The organism is Pseudoalteromonas sp. 1181_04, assembly GCF_052850545.1.
Window position 1 is genome coordinate 1 of sequence record NZ_VXCS01000043.1, and the last position, 25,073, is coordinate 25,073.

Below are 25,073 nucleotides of genomic sequence, written 5' to 3' on the forward strand. Positions count from 1 at the left end.
GCTTACCGCTTACCGCTTTTTTTAACTTTTTCTGCGCGCGCTTTTGTTCTGCTTTCTTAACGTGTTTGCTGATCCACTTGGTCATTTTTACCATTAATGCTGGCGGGAAGTCATGGCCCATACCGTTTACTATCTTTAATTTAGCCTTCCTGATTTGGGCTGCGGTTTGCTTTCCAGCGGCTATTGGCATGACAGGGTCTAAACTGCCATGTATGACGAGGGTTGGGGCTTTTATTTTCGGCATTAAATGTTGCCGACAATCACTGGCGGCAATAGCGGCAAGTTGTCGGTTAAAGCCTTGCGGGTTGTGTGCTCTATCCACTCCTAGGGTGGCTTGTTTACGCAAAGCTAGTTCATCTTGTGGATAGGCTGGACTGCCAATTAATTGATTTAGCCTTATATTATAATGTATAGCACCATCACGACTGGCTTGGGCGCGACGATGTTTTGCAAGCTGTAAAAATAGCTTTAAATTAGACGCCGATAGCTTAGGTTTACTCGAACTTGACATAATTGAGGTTAAGCTCAAGACCTTTTTTTTATATTTAGCTGCGATAATTTGCGCAATCATGCCGCCCATAGATGCACCGACTAAATGCGCTTTTTTGATTTTTAATTCGGCCATTAATTCTAATACATCATTTGCCATATCATCTAAGGTGTATGGGATGCGGGATTTAATAGGTAACCGTTTATTTAGCCATATTTTGAATAGGTTAGGGCTACCAAATTGTTCAAGTTGGCTTGAAAGACCAGTATCGCGGTTATCAAAACGAATGACTCTAAACCCTTTAGCTACTAAGCCTAAATATAATTCATCAGGCCATACTGTTAGCTGCGCTCCAAGGCCCATAATCATAATGATGACAGGCGCTGATTTCTTTCCTTTATCTTGATAGCTAATTGTAATGCCACTTTTAATTTTAATCGTGCGCATATTACGTTATGTCGATAGCTTATTTAGCGACTTATGCAAAACAGTATAGTTAAAACTCAGTAATCCTTCATGAGTAGAAATATGAATTTTTTATATCAGAATGAGAGCCGTTTTTTAATACGTTTAACCTTCAGCATGTTTTCGCAGTTCTGCTAGCATGCTTTCATTGCCAATCATTTCATCAAGTACAGAGCGGACATTATCATCACTAGTGTGCTGGTAAAGTGATAAAATATGCTGGGCAATTTGTTGGCTATTGCCATCTTCTGAGCTTTGCGATTGATAGTATTGCGATATCAAGCCTTGCCCCGCTAAACGGCGAATATAATCGTTAGACTCATGCTGCAGTAGTGAAGTAAAGCGCTCAGTCAGGCGTTGATCGAGTACGGGTGCTTGAGTTATGACTTCAATGGCTTGGATTTTGAATTTCTCATCATCACTATTAGCGGCCAGCTCTAAAATATTATCGACTACCGCAAAGTCATACTCAGGTATTTTTGATTTATTCAAAATATACATATTCATTTGTAGTTGAGTTAGGGCTGCGAGTCTATCGATGTCTGTGGCATTTGGGTCGAGTATTTGCTCTCGTAATTGTGTGGTTATTTTTTTCGCATAGTCAGAGTCTGACTTTATGCGTAGTTCATAGTCTTGTGGTAAGTCGGCATAAAAACCGTAAAGTGGGTTGCTTTCACGCATTTCATCTATTTCTTGCTGTTCTTTTTCCGTCAGTACAGCAAGCACTAACTCCTTAAAGTCATCGTTATTATATTCTTGATCTATAGAAGTATTTTTTATTTTTAGGCTGGTAACTTGTCGCTGTAAAGATATTATTTTGTTATGCAATTGGGTAACTGAAAGTTCGTTGCTGTCATTATTCAGTGGCATATTAGTAACAATGATCGATGACTGTTCAGTGCTACTTTTGTCGTTAGGTAAACTCACTGATTTGAAAAATGTACCGTAACACGAGATCACAAGTGCGGCTGAGGCAAGGGCTATTGCGACTGATCCTTTACTAATAGGCATGTGGTGGAGGCTCCATATTTGAAAAGGCGTAATTTACCGCTTTTGGGGCTATAAGTCTGTTAAAAGATGTAGAAAGTTAAGTGTGCTTCAGCGTATTATAATTTATTCGCTAAGTATGATTGATAACGAAGATTAATTTTATTTTTAATTAAGCAAGGAGACTCTTCTCTTTGCAAACATCATGTTGTTTGGTCGTTGTATACAGCACGGAAAAGGAAATATGAATATATTTAAGTGGTTTTTTATTGCGTTGTTTTTGCTCCTATCGGGGTGCGCAACAAAGCAAGAAAAGGTTAAAAAAGACAGTGTCAAAAAAGCAACCCTCAGCATCGCAGAAAATCGCAAACCGCTTGGTAAAGTTGGTGTGATTACGCTGATTGGTGATAACTTACTTTGTACGCATACAGGGGTTACGGTATTCAGCAATGAACGGCAGTTGTATGCGCTCCCTACGGGTTTAAATGAGCTACTAACGCAGCGGATAATTGCGCGCTTTGCTGGTTTTGATACCGCACTAGTGCCGTTAAATAAGCAATCTATGTCGATCATTAATACTGATGTAGGCGTCTCGCGATGGAGCAACATTGAGTTTAATAATCAACAAAATGTAGACACGGTTTTGATTTTCAGTGGCGCGTTTAAATATAGATCTAAAGACGGTTATTATAAAGATGAAAATGCGCTTCATACCTATGCTGAGTTTTTTGTATATGATGTGTCTTCAGGTGATTTACTAGCTGAGTCAACGCATTACCAGTACAACTTGTTTGACGCGTTTAGCTGTACACAAAGCACATTTGCGACAACAGGAGCGATGTATGAGTTGATTAAAATGGCAGGGTCCACGTCTCAAGAGAAATTGATAAATGAGATTTTTCAGCCATCAAAGAGTAATTAGGCCCTGAACCTCAGGACCTAATTATTTATCAATTAATGTTTTTTTGCATACTGTTCGGCTTGTTGCCATACGCGCAGCACATTGCCACTGAGGATTTTTTTGATATCTTTGTCACTGTAACCACGATCCATTAATCCTTGCACTAGATTCGGGTAGCTAGATACATCTTTTAAGCCTACTGGCAGTGAATCGCCAACACCATCGTAGTCAGAGCCGATGCCAACATAATCGATACCAATTAGCTCAACAACGTGATCGATATGCTCAAGTACTTGCTCAAGACTCGCAAATGGATACGGGTTTTTAGCACGATACGCGGCATCAAAATCTTGACTTAATTTAGTGCCTTCTTTTTTTGCCGACTCTTTTTTACTCTTTAACTGCTTGCCCCAATCACCTGCTTTAGCGGTTACAAAGCTTGAACCAAAGTTTATTTGAATAACCCCGCCGTTCTTTTTCAGCGCTAGTAGCATATCGTCATCCATATTACGCTCAAAACCAGGCGTATATTTGCGCAGTGATGAGTGTGAGGCAATAACCGGTGTTTTAGATAGCTCCATTACTTGATAAAACGCATCATCTGAAATATGTGAAACATCAATCAGCATGCCAATATTGTTCATCTCAGTAACCAGTTTTTTACCAAATGGGCTTAGACCTTTCCATTTACGGCGAATATCATAAGATGAATCTGAAATATGGTTGCTTTGTGAATGAGCAAGGGTGATATAGCGTACACCACGATCAAAAAAGTGCTGTAGGTTTGCCATGTCACCTTCAATTGGTGAGCCGTTTTCCATCCCCATTGCTATCGACATTTTGCCTTGTTTGAACTGCTTTTTAATATCATTCGTTGAATCGGCAATAGCAAATTTGTCAGGGGCGCGCTGGGCAATTGCTTCCATACTATCAATGAGTTGATTTGCTAGCTGAAAGCTTTTACCTTTCCCTTCAAACTCCAAATGCGCAGGAATATAAATCGACATAAATGGCGCATTTAAGCCACCTTTAACTGCGCGTGGGTAGTCAAAATCACCGTCATCAGTGGCTTTAGTAACATCAGCCCATTTAGCATGAATACGGTACGGCACATCGATATGAGTATCGATTAAAATAGTGTCTTTGGTGAGTTTAATTGCTTTAGCTGATGCGCTAATGTCTGCACCTTGCACTTGGCTTGATAAAGCAAGTGCAACGGCAATAACTACTGAGCTTAGTTTTATCATTTTTAATGGCTCTTTTAGTAAAAAAGCCATTGTCTATTTTTACAACTAGGGTTACAAGTTTACTCGTTAAATTGTGTTTCACTTTGCAGTGCTTTAAATTCACCTTTAGAAATAATAGTAACTGATTCGTGCAGTTCTGAAAAAAACACCATGGCATCGCCATTTTGTAGTTGTTGTTTTACTTGCGCCACTTTACTTTCAATACTGAATTCTTGCTCACCGTAATCGGTGCCTTCACGTAGCACATAACTTTCAATTAAATTGTATAGAGTGTCTTTATCTAGTTGCTCATGGGGAATGATCATAGCTGCTCTTTTTTGACGATTTGGGTGAAGAAATCTGGCACTACATGCTCTAACCAATAAATCGGTTTAAATGGATTTTTTCCACTTATAAAGCCAACATGGCCGCCTTTTTCTGAGACTTGCAGCGTAACATGCTCACTAACATCTTGCCTACTGGGTACAGCTTTAATTGACAGCATTGGGTCGTCTTTCGCATGAACAATTAATGTGGGTGTTGTAATGTGTTTTAAATAAGGCTTAGCGCTGGCTTGTTGATAGTAATCTTCAGCACCAATAAAACCATGTAAAGGAGCTGTCAGTTTATCGTCAAACTGCCATAAATCATCAATTTCCATTAGCTGATCTGGTGTTAAATCAATCTGTTTTGTGATTTGCGGTAATTTACGCTGCATCGATTTTTTCATGCGATCGAGTAAATACTTTTGATAAATCTTAGCCAAACTTTTACGAATAACTTGGCATGATGGCGACAAATCATAAGGAGCTGAAACAACCGCCGCGCCATCAAGTAAACATTGTTCGCCTTGTTCACCTAAGTATTTGGCCAGTACGTTACCGCCGAGTGAAAAGCCAACTGCAACCATCAAGCGATCTGGAAACTGCTGCTTAAGTTGTTTTATAAAAAAATCGAGATCGCCGGTTTCGCCACTATGATATGCACGGGGTAGGCGGTTAACTTCAGTAGAACAGTTACGAAAATGCATTAAAACAACACTAAACCCCTGCTTTTTGAGGGCTTTCATCATGCCTTTTGCATAAAAGCTATTGATATTACCTTCCAGGCCATGCAATACAATTGCCAGCGGCGCGTTATCGTTTTTGGGTTGTGACCAAGCGAGCTCTAAAAAATCGCCGTCGGGAGTATCAAGCTGCTCTAATTGGTAGCGAGTATTATGAAAAGGCCGAAAAAACCGTGGCATAATGGTTTGCACATGGCGATTAGTCATCCACCAAGCTGGCTTGAAATCTGTAGACATAAGTTAAAACATGTTTAGCTAATAGAATCGCTAGTGTAACAAACTTTTAATAATAAAAAGCCCCTAATCAAATAACTTGATAGGGGCTTTGTGCGTCGTGCTTAATTCTGATTGGGTGTTTTGTCGTCATGTACTTTTTTGATAAAAAAGTACACAAAGAAAAGGCATAAACTGATCACTACTCCCAGAAAACCAAATGATAAAAATAGTACTGGGTCACTAAAAAAGTCTCTGAAGAATACGTCCATAAATGCCTCCTAATGTCTATGGATTAATGATAGAGACAGTTTGACTAGGTTGTTATGATCCAGATCAAGCTATTTTCCTAAGTTGATTAGCAGTGATACAGAAGTTGATTTGGATCAAATCAGTTAGCGAGTTTGCAAGGAGAAAGGTTAAAGTGGCAAAGCTCTAGGGAGCTTGCGGGTCATTATTAATGAAAAAACTGGAAAGCTACCAGTCTTTGCATTTTTATTTTAAACTGTATTGGTTATAAAAACTGTAATACAGGGGGAGATCTTGAGGGTTACGCGGATAGTTAAATACACTTTAGTGATGGCATTTTTTTATGTAATTTTAGGTTTCTTAACATCACAAGTTATCAATATGGTTGCGAGACTAACCTTTGAAGACTTTTTCGTAATCCAGTTAATCCCCTCAGCTTTCTTATCCATATTCATGTATGGGGTTATGGCTTACAGAAGTTCAAGCCATAATTGGCAATATGCATTTGCAGTTTATGTGTTGGGGTTTTTATTTAGCACTGCGATCACTTCGTTTATTTTGCAAGAGTTGTTTATCCCGCCAACTTTAGCTTTTGAGCTACCTATTTTACTTTTAAGTACAGTTATAGGAACATTAATAGGTATCAGGTTGAGAACCAAAAATAACAACAAGCCTACAGCCGCCGAATTCAAGCGCTAATACACGACCTACAAATGCGCTAGTATATTTTACTGGCTTTTCTTTAAAGCGTAGCGCCTCGAAACCCTCATTGTGGATAAATTACTTTAAAATTTTGTACAAAAAAAGACAGTGAGACAGATAAAAATATATTCGCAGCTAAAGCTGGCTCCTACAGGTATGAATATCCGTGGGCAATGGTTTTAGACATGATTGCCCTAACTATACCCCAAACACAAGTTCGCACCGAGCTGCTTATAGCTTAAGCAAATACAACCTAATATTATTCGGCTCCGGATGCGTAGCTAATCTAAATTTATTTACCGCATCTATCAACATCTCTTGCTGTTGCTTTTCTAGCTTTAACTCGGCGCTGAGTAGGTCTTTACGAATTGCAGCATAATCTGCAATCTCGGTGTGGTTGGTTTTTAAATAGCCGCGGGCGGCACGCAGTGGTTGTAGTACCTGCTGATCAAATTCACTAATACATTGCTCAAGTTTGTTTAACTGAGTTTGGCTAATTGCTAGATTGAGAGAGTCTAAATAATACAGTAGCAGGCACAGGTTAACGTTTTTACCTTGCTGGTTTTGGTAATCTAACAGGCGTGCTTGCATGTCACCTTCGCTATAAAGCTGACATGCAAATTGCCAAAAGTCGTTGCTGTTAAGCAAGTTCATTGGCAAACGCCTGTTCTTTTTGTTCCATCTCCTCAAGGGCCATTAATAGCTCCTCTTCGATGTCATTTACTTTCGGTGTTAATGTCGCTTGTTTAGCTAGTAATTCTTTGAGTTTTGCTTTGTTGTCATCGTTATAAAGCTCGTTATCGCCAAGTGCTTGTTCGATTTCAGCTAATTCGGCTGAGTGTTTATCAAGTTGCTTTTCAAGCTTTTCGATGTGCTTTTTAAGTGGTTGTGTGGCTTTTCTAAACTCTGCTTCTAGGCGTTTTTGCTCTTTACGGTTAACGCTTGAATTTGCTTTTGGTTCATTGTCATCTTGAGTGGTTTTTGCCGCTTCTTTATTAGCGTTAAGTAGCCATTGATAGTATTCGTCTAAGTCGTAGCCAAACTGGGTTACTTCACCGTTATCCACTAAGTAATATTCGTCGGCGGTATTTTTTAGCATGTGACGGTCATGGGAAACGGTAACCATCGCGCCTTCAAACCCTTGCAACGCCATAACTAAAGCATGACGCATTTCTAAATCAAGGTGGTTGGTTGGCTCATCGAGCAGTAATAAGTTTGGTTTTTGATAGACCAACATTGCGAGTACTAATCGGGCTTTTTCACCCCCTGAAAACGGTGCTACGGGCTCAAGGGCTTTATCACCAATAAAGGCAAAACCACCTAAAAAGTCACGCAGTGATTGCTCGGTGGCTTTAGGATTTAAACGCTGCAAATGGGTAATCGCGCTGGCTTTTAAATCTAGCGATTCCAATTGATGCTGAGCAAAGTAACCTATGTTTAAGCCCTGATGTTGGAATACTTCGCCTGCTTGCGGTTGTAAGTCGCCAGACAATAATTTTATTAAGGTTGATTTACCTGCGCCGTTACGGCCAAGTAGGGCAATGCGACTACCAGGGACTAAGTTAAGTTTAATACTATTTAAGATTGTGACATCGCCATAGCCGGCTTGAGCTTTATCGAGTGTCATCAATGGGTTTGGTAGTGCGGTAGGCTCTGCAAATTCAAAGTCAAAGGGCGAGTCAGCATGAGCTGGTGCGAGCTTTTCCATACGTTCAAGCGCTTTAACGCGGCTTTGTGCTTGCTTGGCTTTACTGGCTTTGGCTTTAAAGCGGGTAATAAATTGCTCAAGGTGGGCAATTTGATCCTGTTGTTTTTCAAACATCGCTTGTTGTTGTAATAAACGCTCTGCTTTTTGACGTTCAAATTGCGAGTAGTTGCCTTTGTAAACATTGATCTTTTGCTTGTCGATATGCCAAATTTGGTCAACTACAGCATCGAGGAATTCACGGTCATGCGATATCAACACTAAAGTACCGGTGTAAGCGCGTAAAAAACGCTCCAGCCAGTACACCGCATCTAAATCCAAGTGGTTAGTTGGCTCATCCAGTAGCAGCAAGTCGGCATCACGGATCAGCGCTTGGGCAAGGTTTAAGCGCATTCGCCAACCACCGGAAAAATCACTAACGGGGTTTTCAATTTGGTTATTTGCAAACCCTAACCCGTGAAGTAACTCGCCGGCTTTGGCTTCTATGCTATAGCCTTTAATGTGCTCAAGTTGTATGTGCACTTTGGCTTGGGTATCGCCATCATCATTTTGTTCGGCTTCGCGCAGCGCAATACGCATGGCGTAATACTCAGGATGACCTTGTAATACATAATCAATTGCGCTGATATCTAGCGCTGGCGTTTCTTGTTTTACCGAGGCGATAGACCAGTCTTTAGGGATACTGCAATTACCTGCATCAAGCTGTAGTTCAGATTTCAATAAACTAAAGAGTGTTGATTTACCGCAGCCATTGGCGCCGACTAGGCCAACTTTGTGTTCTGGAAATAATGTAGCTGAGGCATCTTTAAGGAGTGCTTTACCGCCGCGAAGTAATTCAATTTCTGAGATCTGGATCATGTAGTCTGCGCTTTACTGTGCCTTTGTGAACTTGACGCTATCATAGCACGGAAGCTGGACTATATTTCAATCGTCAGCGTATCAACTGGGTAGTTATTGGGTTAAAATGTAGCAAGTTTCTTTTCAAACTGTGGGAAAACGTAGTGAAACAGAAAAAACGATTTATTGCTGGGGCAACCTGTCCAGAGTGTAAAACCATGGATATGATGATGCTTTACAAAGAGCACGATGTAGAGAAAGTCGAATGCATGCAGTGCGGCCATAAAATGGCACAGCCAGAGCAGGCTGTTCAGGCATCAACACGCCAATTTGAACAAGTCATTGGCGTGTTTAAACCGGGCGATTAAGCGCCCGCAACCATCAATAGTGTGGCGGCGGAGGTTCTGGCGTGTCTGACATCATCATAGATGATGCTTGCGACTCTTTAATTTTTTCAGCCAGTAGCTCTGTTTGGCGCTTCATTTTTGCCAACAGCTGCTGGTGAACTTTTATTTCATCATTTAAAATTTCAATCGTTTCGTCTTGAAAAGCCACTTTGGCTTCAAGTTCTGTTAAGCGATGTTCAATTGTGTTCATTTTTTTCTCGTCTAGTAAAGCGCTCAGCGATCCCACTGGAGCTTTCGGTTAACAACGCAGTATCGTTGTCAGTAAAAGCGACATCAAGTACCACTGCTGATTTTGGTCTACTGCCTTCTCGCGGTGTTACATGCCAACTTTGAATTTGTTCACCACTGGATAATTGCCATAGGTCCACTAAGCGGTTAGGTGAGCCTGTTGCCAGCAAGGTGCCTGCTTCATTAAAGCGTACCGCAGTAAAAATTCTCTGGCGGGCAATATACTGCAGTTTACTAACAAGATCACCTGTTGTCAGCTGCCATACATGTGCTTGTGTCATACTGTCTGCGGTAAATGCATAGCGACCTTGCGGATCTAAGGTCACTTGGGTGACACGACTTGGATGGTTAAAGCGATGGATCACTTGTCCGGTACGAGTATCCCAAAAGTACGCCGCATAATCGTTGGAGCCACTGAGAGCAAAATTTCCGTTGGGCGATAAAGCAACTGCGTTAATTTTTTCTTGGTGACCAAGGAACTCAATGCGTCTACCGGTCTCTAAGTCGAGGTAAACAACAACGCCATCGCTACGACCGTACAAAACACTGCGGCCTTGGTTACTAATGGCGATATCACGAATAGTGGCGGTTTTTATTTTGTAGTAGCCGGTATTTTTGCCAGTGGCAATATCCCATACTGCAAAAGTGGTTTTTTCAGCGGTAACAGCGTGGCTGTTGTCATAAGCGATAGCCACGGTATGTACTAGGCTATCGGCGTCTTGTTGCTGAAACCATTGGTATTTTAGTACTTGCTGTTGATTATCCCATAGGGCGACCCCATGGTGTATAGATGAGATCAGGCTGTATTTGCCATCATGAGATATTGCGGAGGCGAACGCGCCTCTGGCTGCATGCTCATAGCTTGCAGTGGCTTGGTCTTTTTGTTCTGAGCAGGCAATCAGCAAGGTGCAGCACAGAAGATACAAAAAAGTACGAAATATCGACATATTACAGCTATTTCCCCTTAACTCTTAGTGATTGAGAGGTTAGACTAGGGCTCGTGAAGGCCTAGGTTGTTTATCTAATTAACGTGAAAGTGAGCGTATAGCCTACAATCAGAAATTAGATAAGTAGCCTACCATGGGCCGTTAACCTTTAACTAGTAATAATACAATAAATGACATCTGCAAAGTGTGTCGGAGATTTAAAATGAAAAAGACGATTAAATTGTCATTGATTGCAGCGTCAGTTTTAGCGCTAACAGCTTGTAATCAAGAAGCAAAACAAGAACAAGCACCTGTTAAACTTGAAACTGAAGTACAACAACAAGCATACGGTATTGGTGCATCTGTTGGTAACTTCTTAAATAAAGATTTAGCTGATAAAAAAGAGTTAGGCATTGAGCTTGACCAAGCACTATTAATTCGTGGTTTTGAAGATGCCCTTGCTGGCGACGCAAAAATTGACGAAGAGAAAATTCGTGAAGTATTAACGGCACTTGATACGTCAGTACGTACTAAGCAAGAGCAACATGCCAAAGTAGAAGCTGAAAAAAGCCAAGCTGAAGGTGAAAAATACCTAGCTGATAACGCTAAGAAAGAAGGCGTAACAGTAACTGAATCAGGCCTACAGTACGAAGTGATCACTCAAGGTGATGGTGAAATGCCAGTAGCAACTGACGTAGTTAAAGTACACTACAAAGGCACACTACTTGACGGTACTGAATTTGATAGTTCGTATGCTCGTAACGAACCAACGACTTTCCCACTTAACCGCGTAATCGCTGGTTGGACTGAAGGTTTACAACTTATGCCTGTAGGTTCTAAGTATAAGTTTACTATTCCAGCAGAACTAGCATACGGCGATCGTGACTTAGGTAAGATCCCAGCTAACTCAACACTTGTTTTTGAAGTTGAATTACTTGAAATTCAAAATGAAGAGCAAGCAGCAGCTGCAGAGTAATTATTTATTCTGTGCGAGAAGGGGGCTAATTAGCCCCTTTTTTTGTTGCTAAAATCTTAGCTGAAGGCGGTTTCTTTCATAGTCAACGTACCTGTATCAGCATTGAGTTCGATTTGCGTACCGACCGGTAATATGAACTGTCGTTTTATATGGCCAATCATCGCCCCTCGGTAGGCAGGGATAGCCAGCGGTTTTATATAATCTGCAAAAATTTCATCTAGCGTCAATGAGCCATAGCCATTTCCCGGGCTGCAATCGTTACAGTCACCAAATACAAACCCCGCTATTTTGTCCAGTGCACCCATTAGTTTTAAAGTGCTGAGCATGCGGTCAATCCGATAAGGTGCTTCATCAATGTCTTCTAAAAATAAAATAGCCCCGTCAAATTGTGGTAAATAAGTTGAGCCAGCCAGCGCTGTTAGTACAGTTAAATTACCGCCGATAAGTTGTCCAGTCGCTTTACCTGGTGTGATGGTTTGGGTGAGGTATTGGCTATTAACCAATTCATCCTCGGCTTTTGGCAAGTTGCTAAAGTGCATGCGGGTTTGTTGCTCAAACATTTGTTTAAATTGTTTAACATGAAATGGATTCCAATCACTAGAGGCGTTAGGTCCATGAAAACTAACAATACCGGCTTTAGCTAGTAACGCGTTATGAAGTGCGGTGATATCTGAGTAGCCCATCAGCGGTTTGGCGTTAGCACGGATCATGGCATAATCCAGTAGGGGTAAAATACGTGCCGCCCCAGAGCCACCTCGTAAGCAAAAAATAGCATCAACACTGCTGTCGTTAAACAGCGCATTAAGATCGTCTGCACGTTGTGTATCAGTGCCCGCAAGGTGGCCACGTCTAGCCATAATATTAGGTGCTAACTTAGCATTATAACCAAGCGCTTCAATTACTTGCTTAGCTAAAATAATGTCTTTTTGATTTGCTGTTGCTGCTGATGGGCTAGCTACACCAATTGTGCCTCTGCTTGGTAAGGCGTTCGGCTTTTTTAAACTTAGTGCAGTTTGACTTGATAGGTTAGCTGCTTGAGCGCTATTGCCTGCGAGTAACCCTGCACTGAGGAGTGATACAGATTTCAAAAATGTACGTTTATTCATGGCGAGCCTGTGTAGTTTTAATGCACAATAAGGCTATAATTACATCATTGAAATATAAATTTCAATTTCATGGGGTGTTATGGGAATATTAAATTTATAGATGGGCAAAGAAAAGACCTAAAGTAAACAGCAAACAAGGAGCTTAGCTCCTTGTAACGTAATAATTGTGTGTATTATCTAGGTGTGATTAGAATATAAATTATCAATCAACTCATCTTCTAACTCAAAACGCAGCTCAAGTGTTTCACCAAGTTTTGATAAGTCGTCATCAAAATCATTGAGTAAATCTTCTTTATCCACCTCTGCATATTTGTCATTAAAATCAAGTGCAATGTCAGTAGTTTGCGAAATTCTTGGATAAAGTTCATTGGCAAGCTGCTGGCTGTTAGGGCCTTTTTGCTCACATGCCTTGGCAATGTCGTCATACACTTCAAAGTGACCAGCAGATAAATAATCCATCAATAGTTGGCAAAAATTTTGGATCTGTAATTGGTCAGGTAAGGCATGGTCTTTTTTATCATACGGTGAAAAGCCAGCAATACGACAATATAAAACTAATAGCTCTTGGCGTTCTGAGAGCCATTTGTCGATCACGGTGTGGCTACCACCCCATTTTTGTTGAGCTTTTTCCAAACGCGTCAGCATTATCATTCTCCTTAGCTGGGTTGGTTTCTTCTATAACAATGAAATATGCCGCAAAGATCAACACATTTTTTTTATAATTTTGTAATAAAACAAGAACTATATGATATATAAACAGTTTTTTTAATAAAATACAAATCGTTTATATTGTTTCAGGCAAGAAAAAACCACCATAAAGGTGGTTAATTTCTTTTTCCATGACTTGTTTAAACAAGCTTTCTTATTGTTATTAGAAGATTTTTATTTTTATTGTTATGTAATTTTTATTGTTTTTATTGTTAACGCGGGACAAGTTATACCAAGGTTTTTACTATGTTGCAAACATATTAATAAAAAATTTCAAATGTTATTGTTTGTTGTATTAATTTTGTACCAAGCAAGCATCTTAAAATAGATTATTAATCTGTATCAATACTAAGGTTAATTAGTGCCATAGCGATAGAGAGGTGTGCGATATGGTGATACAATCTGCGCAATATCTATCAGCTTTAGGATCCTTTACGCTATGAGCGAATTAAAAAACGACCGTTATTTACGTGCACTACAAAAACAGCCAGTTGATGTGACTCCGGTATGGATGATGCGCCAAGCAGGGCGTTACTTACCAGAATACCGCGCAACTCGTGCACAAGCGGGCGATTTTATGAGCCTGTGTAAAAATGCTGAGCTCGCTTGTGAAGTAACATTACAGCCGCTGCGTCGTTACCCATTAGATGCCGCTATTTTATTTAGTGATATTTTAACGATTCCAGATGCGATGGGCTTAGGTTTGTATTTTGAAACCGGTGAAGGTCCTAAATTTGAGCGTCCAATTTCATCACTTGCTGATGTACAAAAAATTCCAAAGCTCGATCCAACAGATGAGCTTGGTTATGTTATGAATGCCGTAAGCACGATCCGTCGTGAACTAAAAGGCGAAGTACCGCTAATTGGTTTCTCGGGTTCACCTTGGACACTTGCTACTTATATGGTTGAAGGCGGGAGCAGCAAGACCTTTGGTAAAATCAAAAAAATGGCGTTTGCTGAGCCAAAAACACTGCATTTGTTACTTGATAAGCTTGCTGATTCAGTGATCGATTATTTAAATGCACAAATTAAAGCCGGTGCGCAGTCTCTAATGGTGTTTGACTCATGGGGCGGTGTATTGAGCCCGCGTGATTATAAAGAGTTCTCATTGCAGTACATGCACAAAATCGTTGATGGTTTAATTCGTGAATACGATGGCCGCAAAGTGCCCGTTACGTTATTTACTAAAAATGGCGGTCAATGGATTGAAGCGATAGCAGCAACGGGTTGTGATGCAATTGGTCTCGATTGGACAATTAATATTAGCGATGCTAAGCGCCGTGTCGGCGACAAAGTAGCTCTGCAAGGTAATATGGATCCATCAATGTTACATGGCACACCAGATCGTATTCGCCAAGAAGTAGCGACTATCCTTGAAGATTTTGGCACAGGTGAAGGTCATGTATTTAACTTAGGCCATGGTATTACGCCTGATGTTGATCCTGAAAACGCGGGTGTATTTATTAATGCCGTACATGAGTTTAGTGCGCAATATCATAAGTAACTGCAGCTGTAACAAACACTGTCATTTATAATCAAAAAAGCCCGCTTATCAGTAAGCGGGCTTTTTATTAGCTGTCTCAACGTGTTTATTTAAACAGTCGATTCAAACCATTTAACGCCGCAACACGATAGGCTTCAGCCATAGTTGGGTAGTTAAAGGTGGTATTTACAAAGTAATCAATATTATTGCCGCCATTTTTTTGTTCCATAATGGCTTGGCCAATGTGCACGATTTCAGAGGCACGCTCGCCAAAACAATGCACACCCAGTACTTCTTTGGTTTCAGTGTGGAATAATATTTTTAAACTACCCACTTCGGTACCAGCAATCTGTGCTCGCGCTAAATGTTTAAATTGAGCTCTGCCGACTTCATAAGGGATTTTCGCGGCGGTTAACTGCTGCTCTGTTTTACCTACTGAGCTCATTTCAGGGATGGTATAAATACCTGCCGGAATATCAATAATTAGTTTTTCATCGCAATTACCACAGGCAATTGCATCGGCAGCAATTCGACCCTGATCAAACGCTGCACTAGCAAGACTTGGGTAGCCAATGACATCACCAACGGCATAAATGTTATCGACCTCGGTTTGGTAAGTTTCATTAACTTTTAACTGCCCGCGGCCATCAGCTTTTAAACCAACCGCTTCAAGATTAAGTCCGTCAGTGTTGCCGGTGCGACCATTGGCAAATAAAATACAGTCAGCTTTAACGCGTTTTCCTGATTTTAAATGCATAACAACGCAATCATCACGGGTTTCAATGCGGTCAAACTCTTCGTTATGGCGGATCACAATGCCGCTATTCCAAAAGTGATAGCTTAAAGCATCTGAGATTTCAGCATCCATAAAGGCGAGTAAGCGGTCGCGAGTATTAACTAAATCGACTTTTGCACCTAAACCTTTAAAAATAGACGCATACTCACAACCAATGACACCAGCGCCGTAAATAAGCACTCGATGAGGGTCATGCTCTAGGCCTAAAATAGTATCGCTGTCGTAAATACGAGAATGGGTAAAGTCGACTTCAGGTGGGCGATAAGGGCGAGAACCTGTAGCAATAACAATGGTTTTAGCAGTTAGTCGTTCGGTTGACCCATCAAGACGTTTAATTTCAATTGTGTGCTTATCAACAAAGCTAGCATCACCTTGAAACATATGAATGCGATTACGATCGTAAAAGCTACTGCGTAAATTTGATTGCTTAGAAATAACCGAGCTGGCGTGGCGCAAAATATCAGGAAACGTTAACCTACTAGGGCGCTCACCCACATTAAACAATGGGTTTGCTTTGTATTCTATGTAGCGGCTAACAGAGTGACGTAGTGCTTTTGAAGGGATAGTACCCCAATGTACGCAACCACCACCAACGGCAGCTTGGCGTTCGATAACGGCCACTTTTTTGTTGCTTTTAGACAGGTTCATGGCGGTACCTTCACCGCCAGGACCTGTGCCTATAATAATTGCATCATATTGAAATGATGGTTGTTCTTGCTTTACTTGTTGTTTGGCCACAGCCACTCCTACATTAACTAAAAGAGGCTTTTAATAACCTCGCATTGAGTGCAAGCCACGCCTGCTTTTGATTTTCCCAGGCTGCTTCCAACTCATGATATTGTGTCATTAAAGCTGATTTTTCGCATTGTTGCAGCATGTTATTCTTTTTAACTTCTAAAACTTGCTTTTTTAGTGCGCAAAAGTGTTGTAGCTTTTTCAGCAATAAATCGTACTCTTGCTGCAATAATGTAAGCTTATCTTGCGCTAAAGGCAATTTCGCTAAACGGTTTTGCGTTCTATTCATTAACGTTTCGGCTTTGGCTTTTTCGATGCGCTCAACCGGCGTACGTTTTAATTTTTTAGCAAGTCCAACAGCCGCAAAAGCGCGGATCATCCATTTTGTGGGATCATAATGAAACCATTTTATGCCATTGCGATAATCACTGGCAAAAATATGATGAAAGTTATGGTAACCCTCGCCATAAGTAAACAAGGCTAGTACCCCGTTATCACGAGCAGTGTTTTTTTCGGTGTAAGGTCGAGAGCCCCAGATATGCGCCACCGAATTAATAAAAAAGGTGAAATGCTGGCTCAATACCAAACGCAACAATCCAGCTAACAACAGCATGCCAATTACATCACCAATTATTAAACCCAGCAGGGCAGGGATACCAATATTAGTTGCTAATACTAATTTCATATAATGACGGTGTTGCCACATCACTATTTTATTGCGTTGTAAATCACGACAATTACTATAATCACCATAACTGTCGCCTTGGTAATCGCGTAACATCCAACCTATGTGGCTATACCAAAAGCCATTAGTTGCTGCATAAGGGTCTTTTACAGGATCATCAACTTGGCCATGATGAACGCGGTGATCGCTGCTCCAGTGCAGCGCACTATTTTGTAGTGCAAAAGCACCACCTAGAGCAAAAAAGGCTTCTACAACAGGATGAGCGTCGTAAGTTTTATGGGCCCATAAGCGATGGTAGCCTGCGGTAATTGACATACCAGCATAAAACATACAAGCAACAAATGCGATCCAATGACTACTGGTAAAGCCATGGGTAAACCCATACCAAGGCACTAATGTGGCAGCAGCCAAAAAAGTAATACTAAAAAATAGGACATTGGTCCAAATAATCGGTGGTTTTTTCATCTTTTCAAATCTGAGCGTACACTTGTAAGCTAAAATAATATTTCATTCTCTTGCCGTCAAGTATTAGACTGGAGAATTAAGATAAAAATCACCATAAATTGATTTAAATTAAATCAGGAGTAGTTCATGTCGGGTGTTCGCGCGCAACAGAAACAAAAAACACGACAAGCTTTAATTGAAGCGGCATTTAACCAATTAAGCGCCGATCATAGCTTTTCTAATTTAAGTTTACGTGAAGTTGCCCGTGAAGCAGGTATAGCACCAACCTCATTTTACCGCCACTTTAAAGACATGAATGAACTGGGTTTAACCATGGTCGATGAAGCCGGTTTAACGCTGCGCCAGCTAATGCGCCAAGCGCGCCGCCGTATAGCCAGTGGCGGTAGCATTATCACCACCTCGATTGTTACTTTTATGGAGTTTATTGATAACTCCAGTAATCAATTCAGATTATTACTGCGTGAACGCTCCGGCACCTCTAAAGCATTTCGTGCCGCTGTAGCCCGTGAAATTAAACACTTTATTTTAGAGCTTGCTCATTATCTTGAAAGCGAAACCCCGTGCGATGCAACTCATGCGTATATTCAAGCAGAGGCTATGGTCACGCTAGTATTTAATGCCGGTGCTGAAGCATTAGACATAGAAGGGCAACAACGAGAAGAGTTAGTCGAGCGTTTAATTTGGCAATTACGCTACATTACTCGTGGCGCTAGTAATTATGTGCGAGAGAATAAAAACACAAGTGAATAATAACACAAGTGAATAATCAGCATAAATGCTTGTAGATTTTTTGTTCCTACTTCTTTATTATTGCAAGCTAAAGTTTATACTTAAAAAATTAAATCTCTGCATTAGAGAAAGCGAGGATGCACATGCTCACCAAGGACGCGGTGAACTTTCAACACGCCCATATTTTTGATGAAATAAAAGATGAAGCAACCGAACCTGTTGTAACGTTTGCGTACGTCAGGCGAGCTGAATTCTTTTTATTACCGAAAAAACTACAACGGCTTATTCAAGATAATCAGTATGGTGTAATTGATAAACGCCAAGCCGCACGGCTACGTGATGATCCCCGCAGCCAATTTTGGGCAAATGAAAAAACATGGCGAAAAGTCAGCTACAACACCTATAGAAATACCGCGCAAGGCTTAGCTGTTTATCCAAAAGATCCTGTGAGTACCACTAAGTTTTCGTCATCCGGTGGAGCTAATGCCGCACCTGATTATTCGGCTTCGGAGCATTTTTTAAGTGACTCCAACCAAGCAAACTTCTTAGCAAATCCAGCGCTACTCAATAGCCAGTATGGAGAAGGCCAAGCAAAGTATATTGCGCAATCAATGCAGCAAAATAGCCGTGCTTTAAAGCCAACAGTTGTTGAAGTTCACTTACCCGCAGTATGTATATATAAGCCTATTTTGCAAAGTACTGTATTGCTAAAAGCGTCGCATCAAGTTAGGCAAAATTTTTCAAACCATCTTTTACAAGCAAGCGAAACCGTAGAGCAGCTCGCCGAGCAATATACCGGCTATAAAAATGCCAATTTGATTTACGACTACAACCTAGGCTTTAGTAATCGCAAACCAGCCAAACCCGGCACTAGCTTACGCGTGCCCGATGGATGGAAGCTCAATATTGAAGGCTCAAGCAGCAACAGCCGCAGCGTGGTTATTAAGTGGCAAGGGCCAACCAGCGGGCAAGTAACCTTACAACTCGATAAAAAACGCCCTGACGAAGTCTCATTTTGGCAGCATTTTTTTGCTGTAAAGCCCGGACTTTATAACGTTATTGTCACTGCCAGCGGCGCAGTAGATACCACTACCTTTACCGTTGAACAGCCCGCGTTAGGCTACGAAATTGAATTGCGTGATGAAGCCGGCGAGCCGCAAGCGAATATGGGGTACAAAATTCGCTTACGTAACGGCCATGTTATCACCGGACAGCTCGATCAAAACGGCTACGCCAACGTATCAGGCCCTGATTTTGAAAACGCCAAAGTCAGCTTTTTTGCACTCGCCGATCACGATTGGTCAGTAGGCAACATCACCTAAACGTAGACTTGCTCTGGCGATATTTATATTTAGGGATAAGGATATTTCAATGACACAACAACACACCGTCGCACAAGGCGAAACACTGCTACGCATAGCACGCGAATATGGTTATAAAACCTCAACCGCCTTGTATAACCACCCCAGTAATGCTGAGTTTAGAGCGCTGCGCCCTGATCCAAACTTAATTTACCCCGGTGACGTTATTACCATACCACCTAAAAAAGAAAAGTTTATGCCGCTGCGCGCCAATAGCCTAAATACGTTTGTTGTACAAAACGAAAAAGAATATTTTCGCTTGCAAGTATCGTATGACGATGGCGATGATATTACCGGTAAACGTGTTGTGCTTAATATCGGCAGCCAAACAATCGATACCGTATTGCAAAGTGATGGGCTTATCGAAGTAGAGCTTAATAATAACGACGCCCTTACTGGCAACGTCGATTTATATTTAAAAGCAGGCGAAACCACACCAACTAAAAGCTTTGCGGTACAAATAGGCAATCTAGACCCAATCGATACACTTTCAGGCGTGCAGGGACGTTGTAATTTACTGGGCTTTGATTGCGGTAAGGTAGATGGAATTAATGGCGCAAAAACTAAAGCAGGTGTTAAGGGGTTTCAATTTGTGCATGGCTTAGAGGTTGACGCAATAGCAGGGGAAAAAACAAAAGCTAAGTTAAAGCAAGTTTATGGATCTTAATCTAAGGAATAGAATGAATACAGCAAATAATGCCTTACCTATGGCGGTTAATAGCATCAATAAAGTGATAGTTGATACTGAAGTGACACCTATTTACCCCGTGAGATATGCCTATGCCAATTTCTTTGAAGAAACATTACATGAAAATGCGCTACCCACAGATTTAAATACGTTATTACATGCAAGAACGATTAAAGATGGGCAGGGTTATATTATTCGTTTACTGCGTGAGGGGTGGGTTTATCTATTTGATGAAGATAATCCTGCAACAGATTTACTGCATATTTTTAAATATGAAAAACGCAAAAGTGATAAAGGCATAGCGACAGAACATTTTGTTAAGTACAAATTTAAAAATGGTGTCGATGCTTCTCAAGGTATCGAAGTGGATACACATAAAAAGTGTAAGCTTTCTGATGATGGTAGCTATGGTTTTGTATTTGCCAGTAGAGAAGTAAAAAAAGTCTCTATTGTTTATACCGAGCATGAATTAGCAAAGGAAGTACTCGATAAGTTGCAAAGTCAGCAAAGCTTCCGTCGGGAATGCATGCAGTTAATTGACCTTCAAAAAGAAGACGGGCAGGACTTTGTTCCAGCAACAGAAACCAATTTGTGGAAGCTTGTTGAAGATTACAGAGAGCGCAAAGAGCGTTTTTTAAAGTTTCAAGCAAGTACAGAGGCTGATCAAAATGAAATTAGTTTAGATGTACTAACTACGGATGACTCCTACGAGCTTGATGCAAGTTACATTTCCTTACTTATCAATCACACATTGAGGTTTTCTAAAAAATCTAAAATTGTTGCGTTATTTGACCCTGTTGGGCGACAAAAAGATATTGCACTTGCCCATGCTCAGCTGTGTATTTTACAGCAAGCCGAATCCGCTCAAAACATTTATCCTTATACAATAGGCGCGTTTGTACAAGCGCTTCGTAGTAGTAAAGACGAAGTCATTAAAGAAGCCTTAGCAGAAAACATCAACTGGCAAGAGCATGGCCGCTATTGGCAAGCAATGGATAAGCGTCAGCGTACATACTTAGCACGCCAGCAAGAGTTCGTCGATTTGTATAGCGCATTTATGGAAGCTGCGCCGCATCAAAATCAAGTGGGGAGTTTAAATACCTACCTACAAAGTTTTTTTGCAGAGCCCAAAAAAGATGCTGCTCAGGAAAGTGAATTTGTTAAGGTGTGCGATATCTACACTGATATTTTTGCCGGAATGTTAGCATCAGCACCCGGGAATAAAGCCTTTGAGCAGTTGTTTATTGAAGGAGCTGAACAAGCCGAAAACAATGGTAATACATCACCAATCGCCATATTTTGGCATTACTTTTTAAGGCCAATTGTTACGCAACCGCAAAAGGGCACTGACTTTACTGCAAACACCTTAAGAGCACTAGATAGACTGATGGTGACGATAGCCCCGGTTATCTCTAAGTTATATTCACCTACAAAGGTGAGTTTGGACTACGCAAAAAAACTATTTGGTGTAAGTGCTGGGGCAGGGATTAACTATATCGCCAACAAAGTAGTCCCCGCTATCTTAAACGCATATGGCATACAAATACTCGATAAAACAGTTTCTCTCACCGAGTCACAGCTAGAGAAACTGCTTAACCAAGTCATCAATGACTCAAACTTAAACCACACCTTACATGTAACTAATCCGCAGACAGCAGAGCGTTATGTAGGTAGTGCTGAGCGCAAAATCAAGCTAGGGCAAGCGGCATTTGACTGGGTTGAAGGCGTAAAAGACGCTAAACTCCCCACGCTGATTACCTTATCAGAAATTCAGGTTGATGCTCGTCATTACAATAATTATGAGTTTGTGCATAGCCCTTACAGCGAAGCGAGTAAAATTGCGCTTTTAGTAGATGGCAGCTTTGCTGGTTTAAGTGCCTTTTTTAATCTTTCAGCAATTAATGACCTAATCCACCAAAATCGATTTGATATAACAAACCCACTCAAAAACCGCTCAACATTTCAATCTGTGATGACATGGACGAGTGTGCTCTCAGCGCTAACGGTTGATATCGCTACCATAGGAAGTGACACACTAAAACTAGGTGTTAAGGTGCAGCCTAAGTTGTTACAACCTCAAGCAATGCAAAAGTTATCATCGCAGGCAACACATTTAAGTAAATCACTAAGTGAGTTTGTTACGGGTAAAGTGGCTGCTCGGCTTATTTTTGTAGCGAATGTAGCGGGCGCTGTTAGTTCTGCAATAAGTGCAATTAATGCTTTCGATGTTGGTAGTGACGAAGAAGCCTATGGGCACTTAATTACCATGGCAGGCTCGGCTGCACTAGCAGCACAGGTGATGTTTTTTGGCTCCAGTGCGCTTTATGCTAGCGCTGCTTCAGCTGCTACAATCGGTGGCGCGCCTGTCAGCATATTATTGCTCATAGGCGGTTTAATCGCTATAGGTGCAGGTATTACCATAACATTTTTGTTCGGTAAAAATGATTTAGAACTATTACTAGCAAATTGCTTTTGGGGGAGTGGGAGTAAATATGCGTTCTGGATAACTGAAGATGAAAGACCATCTATGAATGATAGACTCAAAGAAGCTTCTACTATATATAAAGAACAAAGAGTCTCGAGCGCTTATCAAGTTGAGCTGCAAGAATTTGAGAATATATTTAATCGTCCATCATTAACATTTGAATATAAAGACGGTAAGTCTGACTATCATTTTGCTTTGCCTAATTTTAGACTAGGTATTTCACAACTTCACTTTGAAGTAAGAGTTAATAAAAAAGTCTTGTCAGATGGCATCATCAAACCAAACACTCTCAGTAATAGCATTAGCGACTTTAGCCCATACGTAACCGTACGTGAGGTTGACTTACCATTAACCCAAAGCTTAAAACAACAGTTAAATGCCATAAAACATACCTTTAACTCAGGACTTGCACAATTTACTTTAACTCTTGAACATGAAAAGGATGTTTTTTTATATTGGTATTATGAGCCATCACCAGGAGTTGTTGTACCAAAACGTTATTTGGTTGAAAACGCACTTCTTAATAATGAAATAATAGGCATGCTTGATGATGATTTTATGCCTGAAACACATTAATAAAAGAGATTTTTATGGCTTTGATTAAACACCATTACCCAATACCTTTAGCAAATAAGTTGAAAGCACTACTTAGCTTTCAACTCACTAAAGAGGCACCGCCGCCAACACCGATAGTGTATGTAGATGAACATGCTTGTAAGCTTAGTAATAATTCAATGAAAGCCCGTAATATGGGACTGATCCCATTGTTATTAATGATTTTATTTACTGTATATTTAAATATCGATGACTTCTGTATTGGTTGGGAGAAAAAGGAGAAGTCGACACAACACAAAATTAAATTTTATAAACGTGAATATGGCGAAAATTACTTTTTATCTCCACGAGTTCACCCTATAGATAAGCGAAATTACGAGATGTTAGATGAAAATGGAGACCTATCATTAAGTAATTATATGCATTATCGTTATTATACAACTGCCAAGGTTGGCGGTACTTATCGCCTTAAAAAAGACATTTCACTTTTAGTTTTTTATGCTGTTACTATTCCACTTTTGTTGTTTTTTATTATTCGTTTTAAACGTCAAGCACCGATGGTGTTTGATCGTGATAAACAAATTGTCTACCTCTGGTACAAAGGCAAGGTACGCGCCCAGCACTTTCAAGATTTACGGGTTTATGAAGACTTTCAAATGATGCGTATCCAGACACGTGGTTTTGATAAACACAACAACATGCAATGGGCTAATTTTATGGTACAACCGCGCCACAACCCTTATTACAACGGCAGTGATGCGTACGAGCCGGTATTGGCATTTATATGTCAATTTATGGAGTATGGCCGCGAGCATGTAATGCCGCAGCATGAACAGTGGCAAACCGATGACAAACCCTTTGCATTTTTTGATGATGAAAAACCAAAAGACTTTGAGCAGCAGCTTAATGCGATATTAACGCATTTATCAGAGAATGATACAGATATCCCGCTTGATAAAGACAATTTACCGTTATCTACAGGGATGGATATGAGCATGAGTATGCGTTTAAGTAGGGCCCAGAGTAGAGAAAGTAATAAGGATGTGGACAACAGTGAATAAAGGAATTGTTGAGATAAAGGCGCTAAGGAGTGCCACTACAAAGCTTAACGGAACTTGCTAACCGCAAACAAGCTGACGGCCAAGCTATACCTTATATTTTACCTAGCGAGCTTAAAACACTGGTTGATAGCGCCCGCAGCTTTGGCCCACAAAGTGATGCCTGGCAGGCTTTATATAAAGATTACATCCACCACAGTGTTAAATATTCAGCAACGATTGATGCGATTGCTCATGGTCCTGAAGAAGACGCTGAATTCACCAGCAAAAACCAACAACGTGAGCTTTTTTACAATCAGCCAGAACAGGCTGAAGCAAGTGTACAATGGCAGTCACAACTAATAAATGGATATAGATTATGGACAAGCTCGTAAAATGTCTCACCACACTCGCTTTAACATTATTTGTAATAGGTTGCTCGTCAACAGGTAAAATTGATTACATGGTCGCAGGTGTCGGCACCGAAAATGGCAATGCAATTTGGGGGCGCTCTGTGGTATTTGATGATGAGTGGGGTATTCCTTCCGGTGCAATAGAATGTTGTTACGCACAAGCTGGTGGTACTGTGAGTGTTTACAATCAAAAATTCCCAGAAAAAGTAGCCGTTGAATGGTTAGATAAGTCAGAAAATAGAATTTACTTTGGTGAAGTGGCAATAGACAAAAAAGGTTATAGGTTAGCTAAAAATTTACCTTCATACACAGCGCACACAGGTAAGGTTTTTAAAGATGTAAAACCGTATTTAATAGTCGGTATGGGTGAGTCAGGTGAAATCAAAGTTTGGTTATCTAATACCCGTTCAGCGGGATTTACAGGCCGTGTATTACACGAACTAGGCTCT

The 25,073-nt window shown here is 40.7% G+C and carries 24 protein-coding genes; 11 read left to right on the top strand and 13 right to left on the bottom strand.

All coding sequences use genetic code 11. The annotated features are described in order from the left end of the window. Positions 1 to 937 (bottom strand): alpha/beta fold hydrolase (locus tag FW757_RS22170; protein WP_446441716.1); only part of this gene is annotated, 937 nt, incomplete at its 3' end. Between the two features lie 123 nt (positions 938 to 1,060). Next, a complete protein-coding gene (locus tag FW757_RS22175) occupies positions 1,061 to 1,966 on the bottom strand; it encodes a hypothetical protein (protein WP_182758003.1) in 906 nt (301 codons plus the stop codon). A gap of 220 nt (positions 1,967 to 2,186) precedes the next feature. Here FW757_RS22175 and FW757_RS22180 point away from each other — a divergent pair, with 220 nt between their 5' ends. After that, positions 2,187 to 2,864 (top strand): hypothetical protein, encoded by a 678-nt coding sequence (locus FW757_RS22180; protein ID WP_182719574.1) that lies wholly within the window; start codon positions 2,187 to 2,189, stop codon positions 2,862 to 2,864. 32 nt (positions 2,865 to 2,896) lie between these two features. Here the strand turns inward: FW757_RS22180 and FW757_RS22185 are convergent, their stop codons facing one another. From FW757_RS22185 to FW757_RS22205, 5 genes are all read right to left on the bottom strand, one after another. After that, positions 2,897 to 4,090, bottom strand: a complete 1,194-nt coding sequence (locus tag FW757_RS22185; protein WP_145242390.1) for a dipeptidase — start codon at positions 4,088 to 4,090, stop codon at positions 2,897 to 2,899. Positions 4,091 to 4,149: 59 nt separating this feature from the next. After that, positions 4,150 to 4,395 (bottom strand): YheU family protein, encoded by a 246-nt coding sequence (locus FW757_RS22190; RefSeq protein WP_145242392.1) that lies wholly within the window; start codon positions 4,393 to 4,395, stop codon positions 4,150 to 4,152. Further along, the gene (locus tag FW757_RS22195) at positions 4,392 to 5,372 is read right to left on the bottom strand and encodes a hydrolase (RefSeq protein ID WP_145242394.1); all 981 of its coding nucleotides are present in this window, start codon (positions 5,370 to 5,372) and stop codon (positions 4,392 to 4,394) included. Before FW757_RS22195 ends, FW757_RS22190 begins: the two co-directional genes overlap by 4 nt. Before the next feature lie 1,158 nt (positions 5,373 to 6,530). Further along, the gene (locus FW757_RS22200; RefSeq protein WP_182719572.1) at positions 6,531 to 6,953 is read right to left on the bottom strand and encodes a TIGR02444 family protein; all 423 of its coding nucleotides are present in this window, start codon (positions 6,951 to 6,953) and stop codon (positions 6,531 to 6,533) included. After that, positions 6,940 to 8,862, bottom strand: a complete 1,923-nt coding sequence (locus FW757_RS22205; RefSeq protein ID WP_182740773.1) for an ATP-binding cassette domain-containing protein — start codon at positions 8,860 to 8,862, stop codon at positions 6,940 to 6,942. The genes FW757_RS22200 and FW757_RS22205 overlap by 14 nt, the downstream gene beginning before the upstream one ends. Before the next feature lie 143 nt (positions 8,863 to 9,005). Here FW757_RS22205 and FW757_RS22210 point away from each other — a divergent pair, with 143 nt between their 5' ends. Then, positions 9,006 to 9,209, top strand: a complete 204-nt coding sequence (locus tag FW757_RS22210; protein WP_029216159.1) for a YheV family putative zinc ribbon protein — start codon at positions 9,006 to 9,008, stop codon at positions 9,207 to 9,209. 13 nt (positions 9,210 to 9,222) lie between these two features. Here FW757_RS22210 and FW757_RS22215 read toward each other — a convergent pair whose 3' ends face one another. Continuing rightward, entirely contained in the window at positions 9,223 to 9,438 is a 216-nt protein-coding gene (locus tag FW757_RS22215) for a SlyX family protein (protein ID WP_182719570.1), read from the bottom strand. Next, positions 9,425 to 10,423, bottom strand: a complete 999-nt coding sequence (locus tag FW757_RS22220; RefSeq protein ID WP_182719569.1) for a WD40 repeat domain-containing protein — start codon at positions 10,421 to 10,423, stop codon at positions 9,425 to 9,427. The genes FW757_RS22215 and FW757_RS22220 overlap by 14 nt, the downstream gene beginning before the upstream one ends. A 202-nt stretch (positions 10,424 to 10,625) precedes the next feature. Between FW757_RS22220 and fkpA the strand changes: the two genes are divergently transcribed. Then, positions 10,626 to 11,378: an FKBP-type peptidyl-prolyl cis-trans isomerase gene (fkpA, locus tag FW757_RS22225; RefSeq protein ID WP_145242404.1), complete on the top strand. Its 753-nt coding sequence runs from the start codon at positions 10,626 to 10,628 to the stop codon at positions 11,376 to 11,378. A 56-nt stretch (positions 11,379 to 11,434) separates the two neighbouring features. Here fkpA and FW757_RS22230 read toward each other — a convergent pair whose 3' ends face one another. Both FW757_RS22230 and rsd read right to left on the bottom strand, forming a co-directional pair. After that, positions 11,435 to 12,484 carry a S66 peptidase family protein gene (locus FW757_RS22230; protein ID WP_145242406.1) on the bottom strand — a complete coding sequence of 350 codons (1,050 nt, stop codon included), beginning with the start codon at positions 12,482 to 12,484 and terminating at the stop codon, positions 11,435 to 11,437. A gap of 177 nt (positions 12,485 to 12,661) precedes the next feature. Then, positions 12,662 to 13,129 carry a sigma D regulator gene (rsd, locus tag FW757_RS22235; protein ID WP_145242408.1) on the bottom strand — a complete coding sequence of 156 codons (468 nt, stop codon included), beginning with the start codon at positions 13,127 to 13,129 and terminating at the stop codon, positions 12,662 to 12,664. 502 nt (positions 13,130 to 13,631) lie between these two features. On the opposite strand from rsd, the gene hemE reads away from it, so the two are divergent. Then, positions 13,632 to 14,696 carry a uroporphyrinogen decarboxylase gene (gene hemE / locus FW757_RS22240; protein WP_149980407.1) on the top strand — a complete coding sequence of 355 codons (1,065 nt, stop codon included), beginning with the start codon at positions 13,632 to 13,634 and terminating at the stop codon, positions 14,694 to 14,696. Between the two features lie 85 nt (positions 14,697 to 14,781). On the opposite strand, the gene sthA is transcribed toward hemE, so the two are convergent. Further along, positions 14,782 to 16,209 carry a Si-specific NAD(P)(+) transhydrogenase gene (gene sthA, locus FW757_RS22245; protein ID WP_145242412.1) on the bottom strand — a complete coding sequence of 476 codons (1,428 nt, stop codon included), beginning with the start codon at positions 16,207 to 16,209 and terminating at the stop codon, positions 14,782 to 14,784. Positions 16,210 to 16,222: 13 nt separating this feature from the next. After that, on the bottom strand, positions 16,223 to 17,356 hold the full coding sequence (locus tag FW757_RS22250; RefSeq protein WP_145242414.1) for an acyl-CoA desaturase: 1,134 nt from the start codon (positions 17,354 to 17,356) through the stop codon (positions 16,223 to 16,225). Between the two features lie 126 nt (positions 17,357 to 17,482). Between FW757_RS22250 and fabR the strand changes: the two genes are divergently transcribed. The 7 genes from fabR to FW757_RS22285 all read left to right on the top strand — a co-directional run. After that, positions 17,483 to 18,106, top strand: coding sequence for an HTH-type transcriptional repressor FabR (gene fabR, locus FW757_RS22255; RefSeq protein WP_182719645.1), 624 nt, complete (start codon positions 17,483 to 17,485; stop codon positions 18,104 to 18,106). Positions 18,107 to 18,228: 122 nt separating this feature from the next. Beyond that, the gene (locus tag FW757_RS22260; protein ID WP_259398589.1) at positions 18,229 to 19,407 is read left to right on the top strand and encodes a hypothetical protein; all 1,179 of its coding nucleotides are present in this window, start codon (positions 18,229 to 18,231) and stop codon (positions 19,405 to 19,407) included. A gap of 49 nt (positions 19,408 to 19,456) precedes the next feature. Beyond that, the gene (locus FW757_RS22265) at positions 19,457 to 20,113 is read left to right on the top strand and encodes a PGRP and LysM peptidoglycan-binding domain-containing protein (RefSeq protein WP_446441717.1); all 657 of its coding nucleotides are present in this window, start codon (positions 19,457 to 19,459) and stop codon (positions 20,111 to 20,113) included. A gap of 13 nt (positions 20,114 to 20,126) precedes the next feature. Next, positions 20,127 to 23,195, top strand: a complete 3,069-nt coding sequence (locus tag FW757_RS22270; protein ID WP_182795004.1) for a toxin VasX — start codon at positions 20,127 to 20,129, stop codon at positions 23,193 to 23,195. Between the two features lie 14 nt (positions 23,196 to 23,209). Continuing rightward, positions 23,210 to 24,235 carry a hypothetical protein gene (locus tag FW757_RS22275; protein WP_182795005.1) on the top strand — a complete coding sequence of 342 codons (1,026 nt, stop codon included), beginning with the start codon at positions 23,210 to 23,212 and terminating at the stop codon, positions 24,233 to 24,235. A gap of 29 nt (positions 24,236 to 24,264) precedes the next feature. Next, positions 24,265 to 24,606, top strand: a complete 342-nt coding sequence (locus tag FW757_RS22280; RefSeq protein ID WP_259398593.1) for a hypothetical protein — start codon at positions 24,265 to 24,267, stop codon at positions 24,604 to 24,606. Beyond that, on the top strand, positions 24,591 to 25,073 hold a 483-nt coding region (locus FW757_RS22285; protein ID WP_446441718.1), incomplete at its 3' end, for a DUF2931 family protein. The genes FW757_RS22280 and FW757_RS22285, both read left to right, overlap by 16 nt.